Origin of the sequence: Novosphingobium clariflavum, from assembly GCF_026420865.1 — a bacterium.
Taxonomy (GTDB): domain Bacteria; phylum Pseudomonadota; class Alphaproteobacteria; order Sphingomonadales; family Sphingomonadaceae; genus Novosphingobium; species Novosphingobium clariflavum.
This window is the reverse complement of record NZ_JAPCWC010000024.1, coordinates 18,550-38,434: the sequence shown is the minus strand read 5'-3', so window position 1 is coordinate 38,434 and position 19,885 is coordinate 18,550. Positions and strand designations below refer to the sequence as shown.

The window sequence follows — 19,885 nt, the reverse complement described above, 5'->3', positions numbered from 1 at the left end:
GCGCCCGTGCGCCGGTCCGACGCGGCACGCCGCCTTCGCCGCCTGTGCGGCGCAAAGCCCCGCCGCTTGAGGTCGCTGGCGCGCGGGAGACGATTACATGAGCAAGGTTCCCACCACTGTCATCACCGGCTTCCTCGGCGCCGGCAAGACCACGCTGATCCGCCACCTGCTGCAGAACGCCAAGGGCCGCCGCCTGGCCCTCATCATCAACGAGTTCGGCGATGTCGGCGTCGACGGCGAACTGGTGAAGGGCTGCAACGACGAGGCCTGCCCGCAGGACGACATCGTCGAACTGGCCAACGGCTGCATCTGCTGCACCGTCGCCGACGATTTCCTGCCGACCATGCAGAAGCTGCTGGACCGCGAGAACAAGCCCGATCACATCATCATCGAGACCAGCGGCCTTGCCCTGCCCAAGCCGCTGGTCAAGGCCTTCCAGTGGCCCGACATCCGCACCCGCGCCACCGTTGACGGCGTGGTCGCGCTGATCGACGCCGATGCCGTCGCGGCGGGGCGCTTTGCCGCCGACGAGGCGGCGCTGGCCGCAGCCCGCGCCGCCGATCCGATGCTCGACCACGAAAGCCCGCTGGAGGAACTGTTCGAGGAACAGCTGGGCTGCGCCGACATGGTCGTGCTCAACAAGACCGATCTCGTCGATGCCGATGCCCTTGCCCATGTCGAGACGCTGGTGCTGGCCGAAACGCGCCCCGGCGTGAAGATCGTGCGCGCCGATCACGGCGCCGTCGACATCGCCGCGCTGCTGGGCATCACCGCAGCGGCCGAGGACGACCTCGATTCCCGCCCCTCGCACATCGACGGGCTGGACGAGGACCACGACCATGACGACTTCGACAGCTTCGTCGTCTCCGGCGATGATGTTGCCGATCTCGATGCGCTGCTCGCACGCCTGAAGGACCTGATCGCGGAGCACGACATTCTGCGCGTGAAGGGCATGGTCGCGGTCGGCGGCAAGCCCGGCCGCCTGGTCGTGCAGGCCGTCGGCCCGCGCATCCAGCACTTCTACGACCGCGCCTGGCTGCCGCAGGAAATGCGCCACACCCAGCTGGTCGTCATCGGCCAGAAGGGGCTGGACCGCGCCGCCATCGAGGCGGGGCTGGCCGGGGTTCTCGGCAGCGTGGACGCCTGATGCACCTGCTGTCCGCCACGCCGGGGACGATCTCCAACGGCGAGGAGGCGATCGACCTCGACCAGTCTCCCGGCGACATGGTGATCCTCACCGTGGCGGACAGCGAACTCGCCTGCTTTGCAGGCGCAGCAGCGCGCATGCAGGAAGGCGCGCGCCCCCATTCCGCCCCGAGCATTCGCCTCGCCAACCTGCTGCAACTGCGCCACCCCTACTCGATCGACCTCTATGTCGAGAAAGTGATCGCCAAGGCCAAATTCGTCTGCGTGATCCTGCTCGGCGGCAAGAGCTACTGGCCCTACGGCATCGACGAGATCGCCCGCACCGCGCGCGAGAACGGCATTGCCTTTGCCGCCATTGCCGATGGCCGCGAAGCCGATCCCGCGCTCGACCGCGCTTCCACCCTGCCGGCCGATCTGCGCGAACGGCTGCGCGACTATCTGCGGCAGGGCGGCATGGCCAATGCCCTCTCGTTTCTGCGCACCGCCGCGCGCACCATCGGCCATGATGCCGGCGCGCCCGACGATCCGGTGCCGGTCGCCGATGCCGGGCTCTACCTTGCGGGCACCGAGCGCGCCGGCCTTGCCGACGTGCGGGGGGGCTGGACCCCGGGCCGCCCGCTCGCACTGCTGGTGTTCTACCGCGCGCTGATGATCGCGGGCACGCTGGACGCCGTGGACGCGATGATCGCGGCACTGCAGGAGCGCGGCTTCAACGTCGCCGCCGTCCATGTTCGCGCCCTGCGGGAGCCGTTCGCGGTGGACTGGCTCTCCGGCCTGCTGGGCGAGATCGCGCCCGACGTGATCGTCAATGCCACCAGCTTCGCCTCCTCCTCCGCAGGGGACGAGCGCAAGCCGGGCATTCTCGAAAAGGCGGACTGCCCGATCCTGCAAGTCGCCTTCGCGGGTGTCGAGGAGGCCGATTGGCACGGTTCCGCACGCGGCCTTGGCCCGCGCGATCTGGCCATGAACGTGGCGCTGCCCGAAGTGGACGGCCGCCTGTTCACCCGCGCCGTCGCCTTCAAGGCCGCCGCCCGCTTCGACGAAGTGACCCAGTGCGGCATCGTCGTCCCGCGCGTCGCGCCGGACCGGGTGGCCTTTGTCGCCGACCTTGCCGCCAACTGGGCAAGCCTGCGCCGCACCCCCTCGCCCGAGCGCCGCGTGGCGCTGGTGCTGGCGAACTATCCCAACCGCGACGGGCGCATCGGCAACGGCGTCGGCCTCGACACCCCCGCCAGCACCGCCGCGATCATCGCCGCGCTGGCCGAGGCTGGCTACGACACCGGCGCAGCGCCGGAAGACGGCGCCGCGCTGATGCAGGTGATGACCGGCGGCGTGACCAACGACCTCACCTCGCGGGATCGCCCCGGCGAAGTGTCACTGCCGCTTTCGGCCTACGAAGCCGCCTTCGCGAATGTGCCCGAAAGTGCGCGCAAGGCCATGACCGAACGCTGGGGCGAGCCCTCGGCCGATCCCTTCGTGCAAGGCGGCGCGTTCCGCCTGCCGGTGCACCGTTTCGGCAATCTCGCTCTCGCCGTGCAGCCCGCGCGCGGCTACGCCATCGATCCCAAGGCCAGCTACCACGATCCCGCGCTGCCGCCGCCGCACGCCTATCTTGCCTTCCATGTCTGGCTGGCGCAGGACTTCGGCGCACAGGCACTGGTCCACGTCGGCAAGCACGGCAATCTGGAATGGTTGCCCGGCAAGGCCATCTCGCTCTCGCGCGACTGCTTCCCGGAGATCTGCGCCGGGGCGCTGCCCCAGCTCTACCCCTTCATCGTCAACGACCCCGGCGAGGGCACCCAGGCCAAGCGCCGCATCGGCGCGGTCATCGTCGATCACCTCACCCCGCCGCTGACCCGCGCCGAGACGTACGGCCCGCTCAAGCAGCTGGAAGCGCTGGTGGACGAATATTACCTCGCCGCCGGGATGGACCCGCGCCGGCTCGACCGGCTGCGGCGCGACATTCTCGATCTGGCCCGCAGCCACGGCCTCGACCGCGATGCCGGGGCCAGCGGCAACGACGACGATGCGCTTTCGGCCATCGACAACTACTTGTGCGAACTGAAGGAATTGCAGATCCGCGATGGTCTGCATGTCTTCACCCGGTCGCCCGAGGGCCGCCTGCGGCGTGACCTGCTGGTCGCGCTGGCCCGCACGCCCCGTGGTTATGACCATGACGGGCAGGCCTCGCTGCTGCGGGCGATGGCGGACGATTTCAGGCTGGACTTCGATCCGCTCGACTGCCGCATGGGCGATCGCTGGAACGGCGCGCGGCCCAAGGCGCTCGCGGCGGTATCCGATGAGCCGTGGCGCACCCATGGCGATACCGTCGAGCGGCTCGAACTGCTGGCGGCGGAATGGGTCAGCGAAGCAACCCAGCCGCCGTTCGTCCTGAGCGTGTCGAAGGACCACAGCACCGCGCCAGCATCCTTCGACACGCTCAGGATGAGCGGGGCGGGAGACAAGAGCCTGGCGGTTCTCGAAACCATTCAAACCGACCTCGCCCCCCGCGTCGACTTGTGCGGCCCGCGCGAGGCGCAAGCGCTGCTGGCGGGTCTCGATGGCTGCTTCGTGCTGCCCGGTCCCTCCGGCGCGCCGACCCGCGGGCGGCCCGATGTACTCCCCACGGGGCGCAACTTCTACTCGGTCGACACCCGCGCCGTGCCCACCGCCGTCGCCTGGGAACTCGGCCGCAAGTCCGCCGATCTTCTCGTCGAGGACTACCTCCAGCGCGAGGGCGAGTACCCCAGGGCCGTGGCCCTTTCCGCCTGGGGCACCGCCAACATGCGCACCGGCGGCGACGACATCGCGCAGGCCCTCGCGCTGATGGGGGTGCGTCCGCGCTGGGACTGGACTTCGGGCCGTGTGACCGGCTTCGAGGTGATGACCGTGGCCGAACTCGGCCGCCCGCGCGTGGACGTGACCTTGCGTGTCTCCGGCTTCTTCCGCGATGCTTTCCCCGAGCAGATCGACCTGATCGACAGCGCCGCGCGCGCGGTCATGGCGCTCGACGAGCCGCTGGGCGACAACCCCGCCGCCGAGCGCCACCGCGCCGAAACCGCTGGGCTCATCCAAAACGGCGAGGCCGAAGCGCAGGCCGCCCGCCGCGCCGGTGCGCGCGTGTTCGGCTCCAGACCGGGGGCCTACGGCGCCGGGCTCCAGGCCATGATCGACGAGAAGATCTGGCACGAACGCGGCGATCTGGCCGATGTCTATCTCGACTGGGGCAGCCATGCCTATGGCGGCGGCGTGGAGGGCGATGCCGAACGCGGCCTGTTCGCCGCGCGCCTCACCGCGGTCGATGCGGTCGTGCAAAATCAGGACAACCGCGAGCACGACCTGCTCGACAGCGACGACTACTACCAGTTCGAGGGCGGCATCGCCGCCGCCGTCGAGCATCTCAAGGGCCGCGCGCCGATCAGCTATCACAACGACCACAGCCGCCCCGAACGCCCGGTCGTGCGCACGCTGGAGGACGAGATCGGCCGCATCGTGCGCGGACGCGTCACCAATCCCAAGTGGATCGCGGGCGTCATGCGCCACGGCTACAAGGGCGCGTTCGAGATCGCCGCCTCGGTCGACTATCTCTTCGCCTTTGCCGCCACCACCCACGCGGTGAAGGACCACCATTTCGACGCCGTCCACGCCGCCTTCATCGAGGACGAGGCGGTGCGAGACTTCATGGCCCAGGCCAACCCCGCCGCCTTGCGCGAAACCGCCGCGCGGCTTGCCGAGGCGCTGGAGCGCGGCCTGTGGAAACCCCGATCGAACAGCGCGGGCCTGACGCTCGCGGCCCTTGCAGGAGCATGACCATGGTGCAGCGCAGTGACGAACAGCACGCCGAGAAGATGAAGAAGAAGCAGGCCGCGCATGACAAGATCATGGCCGGAAAGACGATCGAGAAGGGCCTGCTGATCGTCCACACCGGCAAGGGCAAGGGCAAGACCACCGCCGCGCTCGGCATGGTGGTCCGCGCCATCGGCCACGGCAAGAAAGTGGGCGTCGTCCAGTTCGTGAAAGGGGCGATGACCACCGGCGAAAAGGTCGTCTTCGATGCCTTCCCGGACAATGTCGAATTCAAGCCGATGGGCGAGGGTTTCACCTGGAACACGCAGGACCGCGCCCGCGACATCGCGCTCGCCCGCGAGGCCTGGGAGGAAGTGAAGCGCATGGTCGCCGATCCCGCCTATGACATGGTGCTGGCGGACGAACTCAACATCGTCCTGCGCTACGACTATCTGCCGCTGGACGAAGTGCTGGACGTGCTGACCGCGCGCGGCGAGATGAAGCATGTGCTGGTCACCGGCCGCAATGCCCCCGAAGCGCTGATGGAGGCCGCCGATCTCGTCACCGAGATGACGCTGGTGAAGCACCCGTTCCGCTCCGGCGTGAAGGCGCAGGCGGGCATCGAGTTCTGACCATGCCGCCGCGCTTCGGCCCCGACTTCCAGCAGGAACTGGGCGACCTGCTGGCCTGGCGCCGCGACGTGCGCCATTTCCGCAGCGATCCGCTGGAGGAAGAACTCGTGGCCGAATTGCTCAGGGCCGCCCAGCTTGCGCCCTCGGTCGGCAATTCGCAGCCCTGGCGTTTCGTGCGGGTGCGCTCGGGCGAACTGCGCGAGGCGCTGGCGGCCCACGCCGATGCCGAGATCGCCCGCGCCGGTGAGGCGATGCCCGAGGATCGCCGCCCGGCCTATCGCGCGCTCAAGCTCCACGGCCTGCGCGAGGCGCCCGAGCTGATCGCGGTGTTCTGCGACGATGCCACGCCCGTCGGCGGCCGCCTCGGCGCCGCGACGATGCCGGAAACGCGGGGATTTTCGGTGGTGCTGGCGATCCACACGCTGTGGCTGGCCGCGCGGGCGAGAGGGCTGGGGCTGGGCTGGGTCTCGGTGGTCGATCCTGCGCATGTGTCCGGGCTTCTCGGCGCCGCGCCGGACTGGCGGCTGATCGCCCTGCTGTGCCTCGGCGCGCCGCTCGAAGCCGACCCTGTGCCCGAACTCGAACGGCGCGGCTGGCAGGCCCGGCTCGACTGGCGCGCAAACGTCAGCGAGCGGTGAGAGGCCGCCCGCCCGCCTGCTCCGCCATGGCCCGCGCCGCCTTAACATAGGCCGGGCCGCCGCAGACCGTCCACGCCTGCGGGATGGTGATGCGGGCAATGGTCCTGAGGATCGGGTGATGGATCATCTCGGTGCCCTGATCCTCCACTGGCCGCGCGGCGCTGTCCATCAGGATGAAGTCCGGCCGGGCCAGCGCCATCTCTTCCAGGCTCATCTGCGAAAGCGGCGGTTTTCCAAGCTTTCCGGCGAGATTGACCAGCCCCACCCGCGTCATCAGATCGTCGACCAGCGTGCCGGTCCCGGTCAGGTACCCGCGCCGCTGGTAATAGGCGGCGACCTTGCCTCCGGGCACTTTCGGCAGCCCGGCCAGATCGGCATTCATCCGCGCGATCATCGCCTCCCCGCGCTCCGGATGGCCGACCGCGCGGGCCACCGCGCGGATCGAGACGAGGATGTCCTCGTAACGGTTCGCGGACTGGAGATCGAGCGCGGGATAGTGCTGCCCCTTCAGCACCGCGATGGCCGGATTGCGGCGGGCGGGCATGCCGACCACGAGGTCCGGGCGCGCGGCGAGGATCTCCTCCGCCGAGCCGCCGAAGACCGGCAGGCGGCGCGCCTGTGCCGCCACCGCCGACATCTCGGGGTCCGAGGCATAGCGGGTGAGCCCGGCGATCTGCTCGCGGTCGGCGAGCGCCACCAAAAGTTGATCGGCGCACAGATTGAGCGAGACGATCCGGTGCGGACGCGGCAAAACCGGCGCGGCAGGCCGCATCGCCGCACCATAGACCACGCCGCCAACCATCGCCGCGAGCAGCAGGCAGGGGACAAGCCGAAGACGCCGATGGATTTTTCCGCAAGCCATGGCATTGGCTCTTAGCCGGACCTGACCGGGACACAAGCATGACAGACAGCGACACAGGCATGACACAGGCCGATGCCAAGCGAGGTTCCAGTGGAATTATCCGGTAGTCCGCCCCGGCTACGCCACCCGGCGCTGCTTCCGCTGCTGACCTGCGCCGTGATCGTGGTGGCGCTGGCGTCGATGAGCCTCGGGCCCATCTCGCTCGGCCTTGGCCGGATGGTGGCAGCGCTTGGCGGAACCGGCGAGCCGGTGGTGCGTGCGATCCTGCTCGAACTGCGCTTGCCGCGCACCCTGATCGGCCTGATGACCGGCGCGATGCTCGGGCTGTCGGGTGCGGTGCTGCAGGGCTACTTGCGCAATCCCCTGGCCGAACCCTCGGTGCTGGGGGCCTCCAACGCCTCGGCGCTGGGCGCGGTGATCGCGCTCTATTTCGGCATTTCGCAGTGGCACGCAGCGATGCTGCCGCTGCTTGCCATCGCCTCGGCACTGGGCGCGATGGTGCTGCTGTTCGCGCTGGCGGGGCGTTCGGAAAGCCCGCTCGGCCTGATCCTGGCGGGCATCGCCGTCTCGACGCTGGCGGGCGCGGGGATCAGCCTCGCGCTCAATCTTTCGCCCAATCCCTTCGCGGCGATGGAGATCATGTCCTGGCTGCTCGGCTCGATCGAGAACCGTTCGATGGAGCACGTGTGGATCGCGCTGCCCTGCGTGGTGGTGGGCGCGGCGCTGCTGCTGGCCGATCCGCTGGCGCTCGATGCGCTGTCGCTGGGCGAGGACGGGGCGCGCTCGCTCGGCGTCGACCTTGCCCGCACGCGGCTGCGGCTGATGCTGGGCGTGGCGATCGGCGTCGGCGGCGCGGTCGCGGTGTCGGGCGCGATCGGCTTCGTCGGCCTGATCGTGCCGCACCTGATCCGCCCCATGACCGACCGCAGCCCTTCGGCGCTGCTGGTGCCCTCGCTGCTCGGCGGCGCGGTGCTGCTGACCGGAGCCGACATCCTCGTGCGGCTGATCCCGACCGATGCCGAACTGAAGCTGGGCGTGGTGACGGCCTTCCTCGGCGTCCCCGTCTTCCTCTTCCATCTGCTGCGGGAGCGGCGCCTGTGGTGAGCCCGCCGATGACGACGATCGCGATCAACGAGCTTGCCGTCGAACTCGGCCGCCGCGAAATCCTGCACGGCATCTCCGCGCAGCTTCACGCCGGTTCGCTGATCGGCGTGATCGGCCCCAACGGCGCCGGCAAGTCGACATTGGTGCGCGCGCTCGCGGGGCTGGTTCCGGCGGCGCGCGGCACCATCGCACTGGACGGCGCGGACATCGCCGCGCTCCCCCCGCGCGAGCTGGCCCGCCGCATCGCCTATCTGCCGCAAGGCCAGACGCTGCACTGGCCGCTCACGGTCGAGCGCCTCGTCGCGCTCGGCCGCCTGCCGCACCTGGGGCCGATGTCGCGGATCGCCGAGGCCGACCGCCTTGCCGTCCACGAGGCGATGGCACGCGCCGACGTCGGCCATCTCGCCGCGCGCATCGCCACGCAGCTGTCCGGCGGCGAGCGTGCCCGCGCGCTGCTGGCGCGGGCCCTGGCGGTCGGCGCCCCGGTGCTGGTGGTGGACGAGCCGCTCGCCTCGCTCGACCCCGGCCACCAGATCGACGTCATGGAACTGCTGGCCCGCGAGGCCCGCGCCGGCGCGCTGGTGATCGCCGTGCTGCACGATCTCAACCTCGCCGCACGCCACTGCGACCGGCTGCTGGCGATCGACCAGGGCCGTCTGGTCGCCGACGGCTCGCCCGCCGAGGTCCTCACCGACGCCATGCTGCGCAGCATCTACGGCGTCACCGGCTACCGCGCGGAGCTGGACGGCATGCCGCTGGTCATCCCGCTCGCACGGAGCCGGTGATCCGGGCGCGCACCGCGGCGGATTTCGCGGCTGACGTTTACGGCAACATATCGTTACGCCGATAAACCATAGGCAAGCACGATTTCCATGCTTATGGGGGTGGCCATGGACGACAATCTGCGCCGCGCCGCCCTCGATTACCACCTCTACCCCCAGCCCGGTAAGCTCAGGATCGAGCCGACCAAGCGCATGGTGAACCAGCGCGACCTGGCGCTGGCCTATTCGCCCGGCGTCGCCGCGCCCTGCATGGAAATCGCCGCCGATCCGGCCAAGGCGCTGGACTACACCGCGCGCGGCAACCTCGTCGCGGTGATCTCCAACGGCACCGCCGTGCTCGGCCTCGGCGCGATCGGCGCGCTGGCCTCGAAGCCGGTGATGGAGGGCAAGGCGGTCCTGTTCAAGAAGTTCGCCGACATCGACGTCTTCGACATCGAAGTCGACACCACCGATCCCGACAAGTTCGTCGAAGCCGTCGCCCTGCTCGAACCGACTTTCGGCGGCATCAACCTGGAAGACATCAAGGCCCCCGAATGCTTCGCCATCGAGGCGCGGCTCAAGGAACGCATGAACATCCCGGTGTTCCATGACGACCAGCACGGCACCGCCATCGTCGTCGCAGCCGCCGTGCGCAACGCGCTGGTGCTGCAGGGCAAGACGCTGGCGGAGGCGCGCCTCGTCACGTCGGGTGCGGGCGCGGCGGCGCTGGCCTGCGTCGACCTGCTGGTCTCGATGGGCCTCCGCATCGAGAACGTGACGCTGACCGACAAGGACGGCGTCATCCATTCCGGCCGCGAAGGCATGCTGCCCAACATGGCGCGTTATGCCCGCGATACCAACGCGCGTTCGCTGCCCGAGGTGCTGCCCGGCGCCAACCTGTTCCTCGGCCTGTCCGCCCCCGGCGTGCTCAAGCCCGAATGGCTGGAGCTGATGGCGCCCAACCCGCTGATCTTCGCGCTTGCCAATCCCGAGCCGGAAATCCGCCCCGAACTGGCCCGCGAAGCCCGCCCCGATGCGATCATCGCCACCGGCCGCTCGGACTATCCGAACCAGGTCAACAACGTCCTGTGCTTCCCCTACATCTTCCGCGGCGCGCTCGACGTCGGCGCCACCGCGATCAACGAGGAGATGAAGGCGGCCGCCGCCGAGGCCATCGCCGCGCTCGCCCGCCTGCCCGCGCATGACAGCGTGGCCCAGGCCTATGGCGGCCGCAAGCTGGTGTTCGGCCCCGAATACATCATCCCGACCCCGTTCGACCCGCGCCTGATCGGCGAAATCGCGGTCGCCGTCGCCCGCGCGGCGATGGACAGCGGCGTCGCCACCAAGACCATCGACCTCGACGACTACAAGCGCGCGCTCTCGCACCAGAACACCCGTTCGGGCCAGCTCATGCTGCCGGTGTTCGAGGCCGCCCGCGGCAGCAAGCGCCGCATCGTCTACGGCGAGGGCGAGGACGAGCGCGTGCTGCGCGCGATCCAGGACGCGCTGGACGAGGAACTGGTGCGCCCCACCATCGTCGCCCGCCGCCGGATCCTCAAGGAGAAGCTGCCCAGCCTCGGCCTCGGCTTCGAACTCGACCGCGACGTCGAGGTGATCGATCCCGAGACCGATCACGAGGTCATGGCCGATCTGGTCGAGGCCTATCGTGCCATCGCCTCGCGCAAGGGCGTGCCGACCGACGAGATCCTGCGCCACGTCTATCGCCGCCCGACGATCACCGCGACGATGATGCTGCGCACCGGCCGCGTCGATGCCGCGCTGGTCGGCGGCCGTTCGGAATACTGGGGCCAGGTCGAGCACGTGCTGCGGGTGATCGAGCGCGATCCCGCCAGCAGCCGCGTCTACGCGCTGTCCGGCCTGATCCTCGATGCCGGCGCGCTGTTCATCACCGATACCCACATGGTGCCGGACCCGACCCCCGAGCAGATCGCCGAGATGACCCAGCTGGGCGCCACCCAGCTCAAGCACTTCGGCCTGCGCCCGCGCGTGGCGCTGCTCTCGCACTCCAATTTCGGCGCCTCGCACAGCCCCAGCGCGCGCAAGATGCGCGCCGCGCTGGACATCGTGCGCAAGGCCATGCCGGACCTGCAGGTGGACGGCGAAATGCATGCCGACGCCGCGCTCAGCCAGCCGCTGCGCGACCGCCTGGTGCCGGATTCGCGCTTCGAAGGCCCGGCCAACCTGCTGGTCATGCCCACGCTCGATGCCGCCAACATCACGCTGACCGCGCTGTCCGCCTCGTCCAGCTCGCCCACCGTCGGGCCGATGCTGATGGGCCTGGCCCAGCCGATCCACGTGCTGACGCCGGGCGTCACCGCGCGCGGCATCCTCAACCTGACGGCGATCGCCGCCGCCCAGCTCGAACAGGGCTGATCGCCCTGCCGCCGGCCGGAGCAGCGCCTGCGCCCTGCTCCGGCCCAGCGGTCCGTCAGCGGCCCCTGTCGCCCCGGATAACGTCGCCGCGGATCGCGCCGAGCCGGATCACACCGACGCCGTGATCGATGGCGATGGTCGTGCCATAGGGCTGCGACAGCGCCTGCAGCCGCGCCAGGATGCGCGCGCCGGTGGCAGCGTCCGCCATGTGCGGCACCCCGCGTCCCGCCCCGCTGGCATTCACACCGAGATCGACCGGATAGAGCCGCACTTCGTCCAGCCTGCCGTCGCGGTAGTGGGCCGTGGCGATCACCGTCTCGTAGAGGGCGGGATCCGAGAACTCCTTGGCATTGCGCGCGGCCAGCAACTCGGGCGTGGTCACGCTGCCCGGAGTGACGCCGAACTGGTCGTACATGTCGGCCGGCACGTCATCGAGCGAGTTGTTCATCATCGCGAAGTTGCCCAGCGAGTAGAAGATCGGCTTGCCCTTGTAGATCTCGATCCCGCGCAGCTGGTGCGGGCCGTGGCCGACATAGACGTCGGCGCCCGCATCGATGGCCTGATGGGCGAGGCCCTGCGCGAAGCCGGCCGGCGTCCTGCTGGCATTGCCCGGCTCGTGGTTGTGCAGCGAGAACACCGCGAAGTTGCCGTTTTCCTTGGCCTGGCGCACCGCCAGCAGGTTGGCGGCCACGTCCTTCCGGTTGAGATCATACTCGATCTTCATCGGCGAGACGGCATCGGCGGAGACGCGGTACTCGCGGCCCTTGAGCTTTACCGCAGCGCCTTCCTTGGTGCCGGCAAGACGCGCCAGCACCGCAAGGTCGGCTTGCGAGACAAGCCCGACTTCGGTGCTGCGGATGGTGTTCGCGCCGCCGCGCCCCGGCACCTGCCCCAGCGGATCGGCGGCGGGCGACATCGGCGTGAACGTGGTCGTCGCGGAGACCAGGCCGATGCGGCCATGGCCGCCGTCGTAATAGGCGGGCGCGCGCGCGGCGCTCATCGAGCGGCCCGTCCCGGCATGGACGACATGGGCATCATCGAGCAGATCGAGCGTATCGAGCATGCCTTCCACGCCCCAGTCGGTCGCGTGGTTGTTGGCGTGGCCGACGATGTCGATGCCCATCGCGGCGACATCGGCAGGCACGCGCGGATCGGCCAGCATCCAGGTGCCGCCGGATTCGGCCTGCGGCGATCCCTTGAAGGTCTTGAGATCGAGTGCGGTGGTCTCGAAGTTGCCGAACGTCACATCGGCGCTGCGCAAAAGACGCAGCATTTCCGGGGACTGCTTTTCGAGCGTCGCCAGCATCGGGCGCAAGTAGATCAGATCGCCCACGGCGGCGAAAGTGAAGTCCCCTGCAATCGGCGTGCTGGGCACGGCGGCGACCGGCGGCAGGGTGCCGCCTTCCTCCTCTTCCTCCGCCAGCGCGGGCATGGCGGTGGCAGCAAAAGCAGCGGCTCCGGCAACGAGAAAAGCGCGCAAGGCGCGGCGGCGGATTGGCATGACGGATGTCCCCTTGGGCTGGCCCGATAATGGCTGGCCCAGGGGGTATCGACGGCGGCTGACAGGAACCTGTCGCGCCCTTGCCGGTCCATGCAATTCATGCCGCTTCGGCGCGGAACTCCACGATGGCGCACAGTCCCTGCCCGGTGCGTCCGTCCGCCAGCGTGACCCGCGCACCGAGCCGGTCGGCCAGCGCGCGGGCAATCGGCAGGCCAAGCCCGGTGCCGAAAGCCTGGCTTTGCCCCCGCACCCGGTAGAAGCGCTCCCACACCCGTTCGCGCTCTGCCGCCGGGATGCCGGGGCCGGTGTCGTCGATCTCGACGAAGGCATGGCCGCCGCGCCGGCCAAGATGGACCGCGACCGCGCCGCCGGGCCGGTTGTAGCGGATCGCATTGTCCAGCAGATTGCCGATCAGCTCGGCGGCAAGGCGGGGCTCGCCCATGGCCGTTACCGTGCCCTCGCTCTCGTTTTCGTAACTGATGTCGATATGCGCAGGCGCCTGCGCGGCGCGGTCCGCGGTGACGGAAGCGGCGACGTCCGAGAGGTCGAAGGGCTGCAGCAGCGTGCCTTCCTGATCCTCGCTGCGGGCCAGCGAAATCAGCTGGCGCAGCAATTGCTCCAGCGAATCGATGGAATGCGGAATATCCTGAAGCGCGGCCTGCCCTTGCGGCGATTCCGGGCCGTAGCGATCCAGCACGTCGAGCTGCACGCGCGCCACCGCCAGCGGCGTGCGCATCTGGTGCGAGGCGTTCGAGGTGAACTGCCTGAGCGAATCCGCCGCCTTGTCGAGCCGCGCCATCAGCCCGTTGAAGGCCGCCACGAAAGGCCGCATCTCCACCGGCGCGGTTTCCGGCGCCTGCAGGCGGAACGCGGGCGAGGCGTCATGGCGGGCCTGCTCGACCTGCCGGGTCATGTCCAGCAGCGGGCGCAGGCCCCAGCGGATCGCCCACCAGAACAGCACGCCGGTGACGATCAGCGCGGCAAGGCCGACCATCAGCACGCGCAGCGCGAAGTTCTGCACATAGATGGCGCGATCGTCGACATAGTCGGCAATCTGGATGACGATCAGGCCCTGCTCGCCCGCCGCGCGGCGGATCTCGGTGGTGATGCGCACGGGTTTGCCGTGGAGCATGCCACCACGCAGATAGGCGGCCTGCGTTACCGCTGCGGCATCCGCCGGATCAAGATAGCCGCGTACCAGCCGATGCTCGCGATAGGCGTTGTAGAATGTCGCGGGTGCATGCCTGTCGGTCACGCCGTCCCAGCGCGGGCTGTAATCCGCCGGCGGCAGCAGCGCCGGATCGCCGGAGATCGCCTTGCCGCCGCTGTAGACGCTGTAATGCACGACCGGACGGGCCCGGCGCTTGAGCAGGTGGATCGCCAAAGGCACCAGCCTTTCGCGCTCGCCGGGCGGACTGTTGTAGGCAAGGCTGAGCGTCCGCACCGAGCCGATCAGCACGCGGTCCACGGTATCGGCTTCGGTGTTGTGGGTGACCAGCACGGTCACCACGCCGAAGAACAGCACCAAGGCGGCCAGCGGCAGCATCACCGCGCCGGTCAGGCGCAGCCGCAGAGACGGCGCCAGTGGCGGCGCCTGCCGGGAACGGACGTGCAGCATGGCCCCTTGCGCCCGTTCAGGCCGCCTCGATCATGTAGCCGAGCCCGCGCACGGTGCGGATGGCCGGGCCGGACGGCAGCAGCTTGCGGCGCAGGCGGCCGACGTAGACTTCCAGGGCATTGGGGGTGACGGCATCGTCGAAGGCGAAGACTTCGGCTGAGAGACGCTCCTTGGGAATGACCTTGCCGGGGCGGCCCATCAGCGTTTCGAGCACCGCCAGCTCGCGGCGGCGCAGATCGATCACGCTGTCGTCGAGCGAGACGGTGCGGCTCGAGCGGTCGAACACCAGGGTGCCGATGCGCAGCACCGGATCTGGCGTGCCCTGGCTGCGGCGGACCAGCGCGCGGATGCGCGATTCGAGTTCGCGCGGGTCGAACGGCTTGGCCATGTAATCGTCGGCGCCGCGGTCGAGCCCGTTGATGCGGTCATCCACCATGTCCCGCGCGGTGAGGATGAGCACCGGGGTCAGCGCGCCGCGCGCCCTGAGCCGCGAAAGCACGTCCAGTCCATCGATGTCGGGCAGCCCCAGGTCGAGGATTATCGCGGCATAAGGCTCGGCCCCGGCCAGCTGCAGCGCGTCTTCCCCGCTGTCCAGGCGGTCGACCGAAAAACCGGCCGCCTCCAGCGAGGCGGCGACGCCGCGCGCCAGCCGTTCGTCGTCTTCAACCAGCAACAAACGCATCAGAAATTCCCCAGATTGCGACCCGTCTCCCTCCCCCGAGGATGTGATATTTCGCCATGCATGGCTCTACGCATAACAAATGCCAAGCCCTTGCGTCAGGTTCTTGCAATTGATTGCACAAAAGCTTGACGCTGGGCGCACATGTCAGGTTCGTGACAGCGGAGCGCTCTAGCTCTCCCCCTCGAACGCAACACCGCCTGCGCCCGACGCAGCGGGTTGCGGGATCGAAGGGGATCTTGCGACATGAAGTTGAGCCTGACGCCGATTGCCGGCGTAATGACTGCCATTGGTCTTTCCAGCCTTGCCCAGGCGGCCCCCACTCCGGCCTCTGCTCCGGCTTCTGCGGCCCAGATCGCCGCCGTCGACACCGTCTTCGCACGCTGGAACCATAAGGATACGCCGGGCTGCGCGGTTGCCGTCTCGCGCGGCGGGCAGGTCATTGCCGAGCGCGTCTACGGCATGGCCAGCCTCGAACTCGGCGTGCCGGCCACGCTGGAGTCGATCTACGAGGCGGGTTCCGATTCCAAGCAGTTCACCGCCGCCGCCACCTTGATGCTGGCCCGCGAAGGCAAGCTCTCGCTCGATGACGACATCCGCAAGTACGTGCCGGAAATGCCGGACTACGGCGCGCCGATCACGATCCGCCACCTGCTGCACCACACCAGCGGCCTGCGCGACTGGGGCTCGGTCGCCGCGATCGAGGGCTGGCCGCGCAACAGCCGCACGGCGGACAATCAGGACATGCTCGGCATCCTGGTCCGGCAGAAGCAACTGAACTACGCCCCCGGCGCGCACTACCTCTACAGCAACAGCAACTTCAACCTGCTGGCGATCATCGTCCAGCGCGTGAGCGGCCAGTCGCTGGCGGACTTCACGCACGGCCGCATCTTCGTGCCGCTGGGCATGACCCACACCCGCTGGCGCGACGATCACGGCGACGTCGTCGTGGGCCGCACCGGCGCCTACGACTTCGACAAGGGCCTCTATCGCAACGACCAGGTGATCGAGGACGCCTATGGCAACGGCGGCCTGCTCACCACGGTCGGCGATCTGGTGAAGTGGCAGGCGGCGCTCGACGACGATCGCTTCGGCCCCGGCTTCACCCAGACCATGCAGCAGCCCACCACGCTGAACGACGGCACCCGCATCGCCTATGCCCTGGCGCTGGTGAACCTCGACCACAATGGCGAGCAGGAAGTCAGCCACTCGGGCTCGACCGGCGGCTACCGCGCCTGGATGGCGCGCTATCCCCGGCAGAAGCTGGCCGTTTCGCTGCTGTGCAACGGCGGCAATGCCGATACGCCGACGCTGGGCCGCGCGGTCGCCGACGTGTTCCTGCCCGCCTTCAAGGCCAAGCCCTACACGCCCAAGGCGCCGCTGCCGACCGGTCTCTATGCCGATGGCATGACCGGCTTCCCGGTCCGCTTCGCCGCCGATGCGCAGGGTCAGCTCACCGCCGATGGCCGCGTGCTGGTGCCGGTAAGCGCGGGCCGCTGGGCGCTGCGCGAGGACATTTTCGCCTTTACGAAGTCCGGCCTCGTCCGCGAAAACCGCGAGGGCGAGCGCATCCCCTACCGCAAGGTCGAGCAGGTCACGGCCTTCGATCCGAAGGACTACACCGGCCGCTTCTGCGGCGTCGACACCAGCGGCTGCCTGACCTTCCGCCAGCAGGGCGATGCGCTGGTCTACGACGGTCCGCGCTGGTCCAGCCGCCCGCTGGCGGCGGCTTACGCTGACGTCTTCACCGGCGACGCGCTGCCGCAGTCCTCCGCCGTCACCGTCAAGTTCAAGCGCGATGCCAGCGGCAAGGTCACCAGCCTGCGCTTTGGCGAAAGCCGTGCCTACGACGTCGAATTCCGCCGCGCCGAAGGCTGACGCGCGCCTCCCACTCTTCACCACAACAGCCGCTCAGGGGCGGCCGGACAAACTCAACAAGGGGTCCACAGAAATGCGTGATAATAGCCGCAAGTTCCGCCAATTGCTGACCGGGGGCACCGCCGTCCTCGGCGTGACCATCGCGCTTGCCCAGCCAGTCATGGCGCAGGAGAGCGTTCAAAATTCGGCGCCTGCCGATGAGGCCGGCGATGCGGGCTCCGCCATCGTCGTCACCGGATCGCGCATCGACCGCAAGGGCTTCGACGCGCCGACGCCGACCACTGTCGTGGGCGAGACCGAACTGCGCCTCGGCGCCCGTCCCAGCATCGCGCAGGTGCTGAACGACCTGCCCCAGTTCCGCGCCACCCAGACCCCGGCCAGCACGGTCGCCAACACCAACTCCAGCGCGTCTGCCATGGACCTTCGCGGCCTCGGCGTCACCCGCACGCTGACGCTGCTCAACAACCGCCGCTTCACCGGCGCGGCCGATCTCAACACCATTCCCCAGGGCCTGGTGAAGCGCGTCGACGTCGTCACCGGCGGTGCCTCGGCGGCGTGGGGTTCGGGCGCCATCGGCGGCGTCGTCAACATCATCCTCGATGACGAACTCGAAGGCCTCACCATCGGCGCGCAGAACGGCATCTCCTCGCGCGGGGACGGCTATCGCTACAGCTTCGACGGTACCTTCGGCACCAGGTTCGCGGGCGGCCGCGGCCACTTCATGATCGGCGCCGAATACCAGAACGACGAAGGCATCCTCGACCGCAACTCGCGCAAGAACGTCGGCAGCTCGAACCTGTTCTCGCCGGTCGGCGGCGACCATGCCTATATCCTCGTGCGCGACGTCAACGCCTCCAACACCAGCCTCGGCGGCCTGATCACCTCGGGCACGCTCAAGGGCCAGACCTTCAACGCGGACGGCACCCTGCGCGCCTTCCAGTATGGCAGCCAGATCAGCGGCACCACGATGGTCGGCGGCGAAGGCGTTGCCACCAACGACGAATACGCGCTCACCAACCCCTACCAGCGCGTGAACTCCTACGCCCGCGCCAGCTTCGAAGTGGGCGACGCCACGTTCTGGGCAGACGGCAGCTACAGCCGCATCTGGGCGAGCTATCCCTTCTATGCGGAAAGCGGCACCTACACGCTCTCGGCCGCCAATCCGTACCTGTCGGACACCATCCGCAGCCAGCTTGCCGCCGCGGGTGAAACCAGCATCAAGGTCGGCCGCGTGTTCGAGGACTACGGCTACCGCACCTTCGACTACTACCGCCAGAACGTGGAAGGCGCGATCGGCGTGGACGGCAGCTTCGCCGATGGCAAGTGGCGCTACAGCGCCTATTACAGCCACGGCGAAATGCGCAACATGCAGAGCTACCACAACCAGATCACCGGCACGAACCTGACCAACGCGCTGGACGCGGTGACGGATTCCAGCGGCAACATCGTCTGCCGCGTGGCGCTGACCGACCCCGATACCGACTGCGCGCCGCTCAACATCCTGGGCACCGGCACTGCCAGCCAGGCCGCCATCGACTATGTCTTCGGCAACACCGCCCGCGCGGTCTACACCACCAAGCTGGATTCGATGGGCGGCAGCTTGCGCGGCGATCCGTTCTCGACCTGGGCGGGCCCGGTCTCGATCGCGGTCGGCGCCGAAGCGCGCTGGGAAGAACAGGTGACCAGCGGCCTTGACGCGGTTTCCGCCGCCAAGGGCTTCAGCCGCTTCAACTTCTCGCCGCTCAATGGCGGGTTCAACGTGCAGGAGTTCTTCGGCGAAGTCGCCGTGCCGCTGCTCGACCAGCCGTTCAGCAAGCTCGATGTCAACGGAGCGGCGCGCTACAGCCACTACAGCACCAGCGGCGGCATCTGGTCGTGGAAGCTGGGCCTGACCGACCGCATCTTCAACAACCTGCTGCTGCGCGTCTCGCGTTCGCGCGACATCCGCTCGGGCAGCCTCAGCGAGCTGTTCACCACCACCACCACGAGCTTCTCGACCGTGGCGGAGAATGGCAACACCTATTCGGTCACCCGTTACGGCGGCGGCAATGCCGGCCTCAAGCCCGAAATCGGCAGCACGCTGACGCTGGGCGCGGTGTTCACGCCCTCGTTCCTGCCGGGCTTCAACCTCTCGGTCGACTACTACAACATCAAGCTGCGCGACGCGATCACTTCGCTGGGTGCACAGGACATCGTCTCGGGCTGCGACAACGGCAATACCTCGCTGTGCAGCCAGATCGTGCGTGACAGCTCCGGCGCGCCGACCACGATCTACACCACCTACATCAACCTGGCCGAATACAAGACCAAGGGCATCGACATCGAGGGCACCTACCAGTTCCCGCTGAGCACGATCGCCGCGAATCTCGGCGGCAACCTGCGCCTGCGCGGCCTTGCCACGTATGTTCCCAAGGTCCTGATCAACGACGGCACCACCACCGTGGACCGCGCGGGCGACGTGGGCGACAATGTCAGCTTCGGCACCCCGCACTGGCGCGCCAGCGGCATCGTCACCTATACGAGCGACACGTTCTCGCTCGACACCCGCGTTCGCTATGTCGGCGGCGGCAAGTTCAACCATGCGCTGGACATCGCCAACAATGACATCTCGGCCCGGGTCTACGTGGACCTCGGCGCGCAGGTGAACATCGACAAGTTCACGATCTTCGCCAACGTCAACAACCTGTTCGACCGCGATCCGCCGCTGACCACTTACGGCGCGATCCACTACGACACGATCGGCCGCTATTTCACCATGGGTGCCAAGGTTCGTTTCTGAACCACCCGGATGAAGCGTGAGGGATGGCGGCCTTTCGGGGCCGCCATTTCTTCGATCCGGGCGCTGCGCGGGCTTTACCCGCCTGCGACAAGCCAAGGCTGTCAGGT

13 protein-coding genes are annotated in these 19,885 nt (G+C 68.7%); 9 read left to right on the top strand and 4 right to left on the bottom strand.

All coding sequences use genetic code 11. The annotated features are described in order from the left end of the window. Positions 1-97: 97 nt before the first annotated feature. From cobW to bluB, 4 genes are read left to right on the top strand one after another with little or no spacing between them, the layout of a single operon-like run. Positions 98-1,147 carry a cobalamin biosynthesis protein CobW gene (gene cobW, locus OKA11_RS19895; RefSeq protein WP_267223577.1) on the top strand — a complete coding sequence of 350 codons (1,050 nt, stop codon included), beginning with the start codon at positions 98-100 and terminating at the stop codon, positions 1,145-1,147. Further along, complete coding sequence (gene cobN, locus OKA11_RS19890; RefSeq protein ID WP_267223575.1) at positions 1,147-4,956, top strand: cobaltochelatase subunit CobN; 3,810 nt, start codon at positions 1,147-1,149, stop codon at positions 4,954-4,956. The genes cobW and cobN overlap by 1 nt, the downstream gene beginning before the upstream one ends. 2 nt (positions 4,957-4,958) lie before the next feature. Next, on the top strand, positions 4,959-5,564 hold the full coding sequence (cobO, locus tag OKA11_RS19885; protein WP_267223572.1) for a cob(I)yrinic acid a,c-diamide adenosyltransferase: 606 nt from the start codon (positions 4,959-4,961) through the stop codon (positions 5,562-5,564). A 2-nt stretch (positions 5,565-5,566) separates the two neighbouring features. Continuing rightward, entirely contained in the window at positions 5,567-6,202 is a 636-nt protein-coding gene (gene bluB, locus OKA11_RS19880) for a 5,6-dimethylbenzimidazole synthase (protein ID WP_267223570.1), read from the top strand. On the opposite strand, the gene OKA11_RS19875 is transcribed toward bluB, so the two are convergent. Beyond that, entirely contained in the window at positions 6,189-7,064 is an 876-nt protein-coding gene (locus OKA11_RS19875; RefSeq protein WP_267223568.1) for an ABC transporter substrate-binding protein, read from the bottom strand. The genes bluB and OKA11_RS19875 overlap by 14 nt on opposite strands. 90 nt (positions 7,065-7,154) lie before the next feature. On the opposite strand from OKA11_RS19875, the gene OKA11_RS19870 reads away from it, so the two are divergent. The 3 genes from OKA11_RS19870 to OKA11_RS19860 all read left to right on the top strand — a co-directional run bounded on the left by OKA11_RS19870 (position 7,155) and on the right by OKA11_RS19860 (position 11,323). Next, a complete protein-coding gene (locus tag OKA11_RS19870; RefSeq protein WP_267223566.1) occupies positions 7,155-8,168 on the top strand; it encodes a FecCD family ABC transporter permease in 1,014 nt (337 codons plus the stop codon). 8 nt (positions 8,169-8,176) lie between these two features. Next, complete coding sequence (locus OKA11_RS19865; RefSeq protein WP_267223564.1) at positions 8,177-8,953, top strand: ABC transporter ATP-binding protein; 777 nt, start codon at positions 8,177-8,179, stop codon at positions 8,951-8,953. 105 nt (positions 8,954-9,058) lie between these two features. Further along, positions 9,059-11,323 carry an NADP-dependent malic enzyme gene (locus tag OKA11_RS19860; RefSeq protein ID WP_267223562.1) on the top strand — a complete coding sequence of 755 codons (2,265 nt, stop codon included), beginning with the start codon at positions 9,059-9,061 and terminating at the stop codon, positions 11,321-11,323. A gap of 55 nt (positions 11,324-11,378) precedes the next feature. On the opposite strand, the gene OKA11_RS19855 is transcribed toward OKA11_RS19860, so the two are convergent. From OKA11_RS19855 to OKA11_RS19845, 3 genes are all read right to left on the bottom strand, one after another. Further along, positions 11,379-12,824 carry a CapA family protein gene (locus OKA11_RS19855; RefSeq protein ID WP_267223560.1) on the bottom strand — a complete coding sequence of 482 codons (1,446 nt, stop codon included), beginning with the start codon at positions 12,822-12,824 and terminating at the stop codon, positions 11,379-11,381. A gap of 97 nt (positions 12,825-12,921) precedes the next feature. Continuing rightward, positions 12,922-14,442 (bottom strand): sensor histidine kinase, encoded by a 1,521-nt coding sequence (locus OKA11_RS19850; protein ID WP_267223558.1) that lies wholly within the window; start codon positions 14,440-14,442, stop codon positions 12,922-12,924. Between the two features lie 16 nt (positions 14,443-14,458). Further along, on the bottom strand, positions 14,459-15,124 hold the full coding sequence (locus tag OKA11_RS19845) for a response regulator (protein ID WP_142639240.1): 666 nt from the start codon (positions 15,122-15,124) through the stop codon (positions 14,459-14,461). 243 nt (positions 15,125-15,367) lie between these two features. Between OKA11_RS19845 and OKA11_RS19840 the strand changes: the two genes are divergently transcribed. Further along, a complete protein-coding gene (locus tag OKA11_RS19840; RefSeq protein WP_267223554.1) occupies positions 15,368-16,999 on the top strand; it encodes a serine hydrolase domain-containing protein in 1,632 nt (543 codons plus the stop codon). Between the two features lie 73 nt (positions 17,000-17,072). Next, on the top strand, positions 17,073-19,778 hold the full coding sequence (locus OKA11_RS19835; RefSeq protein WP_267223551.1) for a TonB-dependent receptor domain-containing protein: 2,706 nt from the start codon (positions 17,073-17,075) through the stop codon (positions 19,776-19,778). Positions 19,779-19,885: the final 107 nt, after the last annotated feature.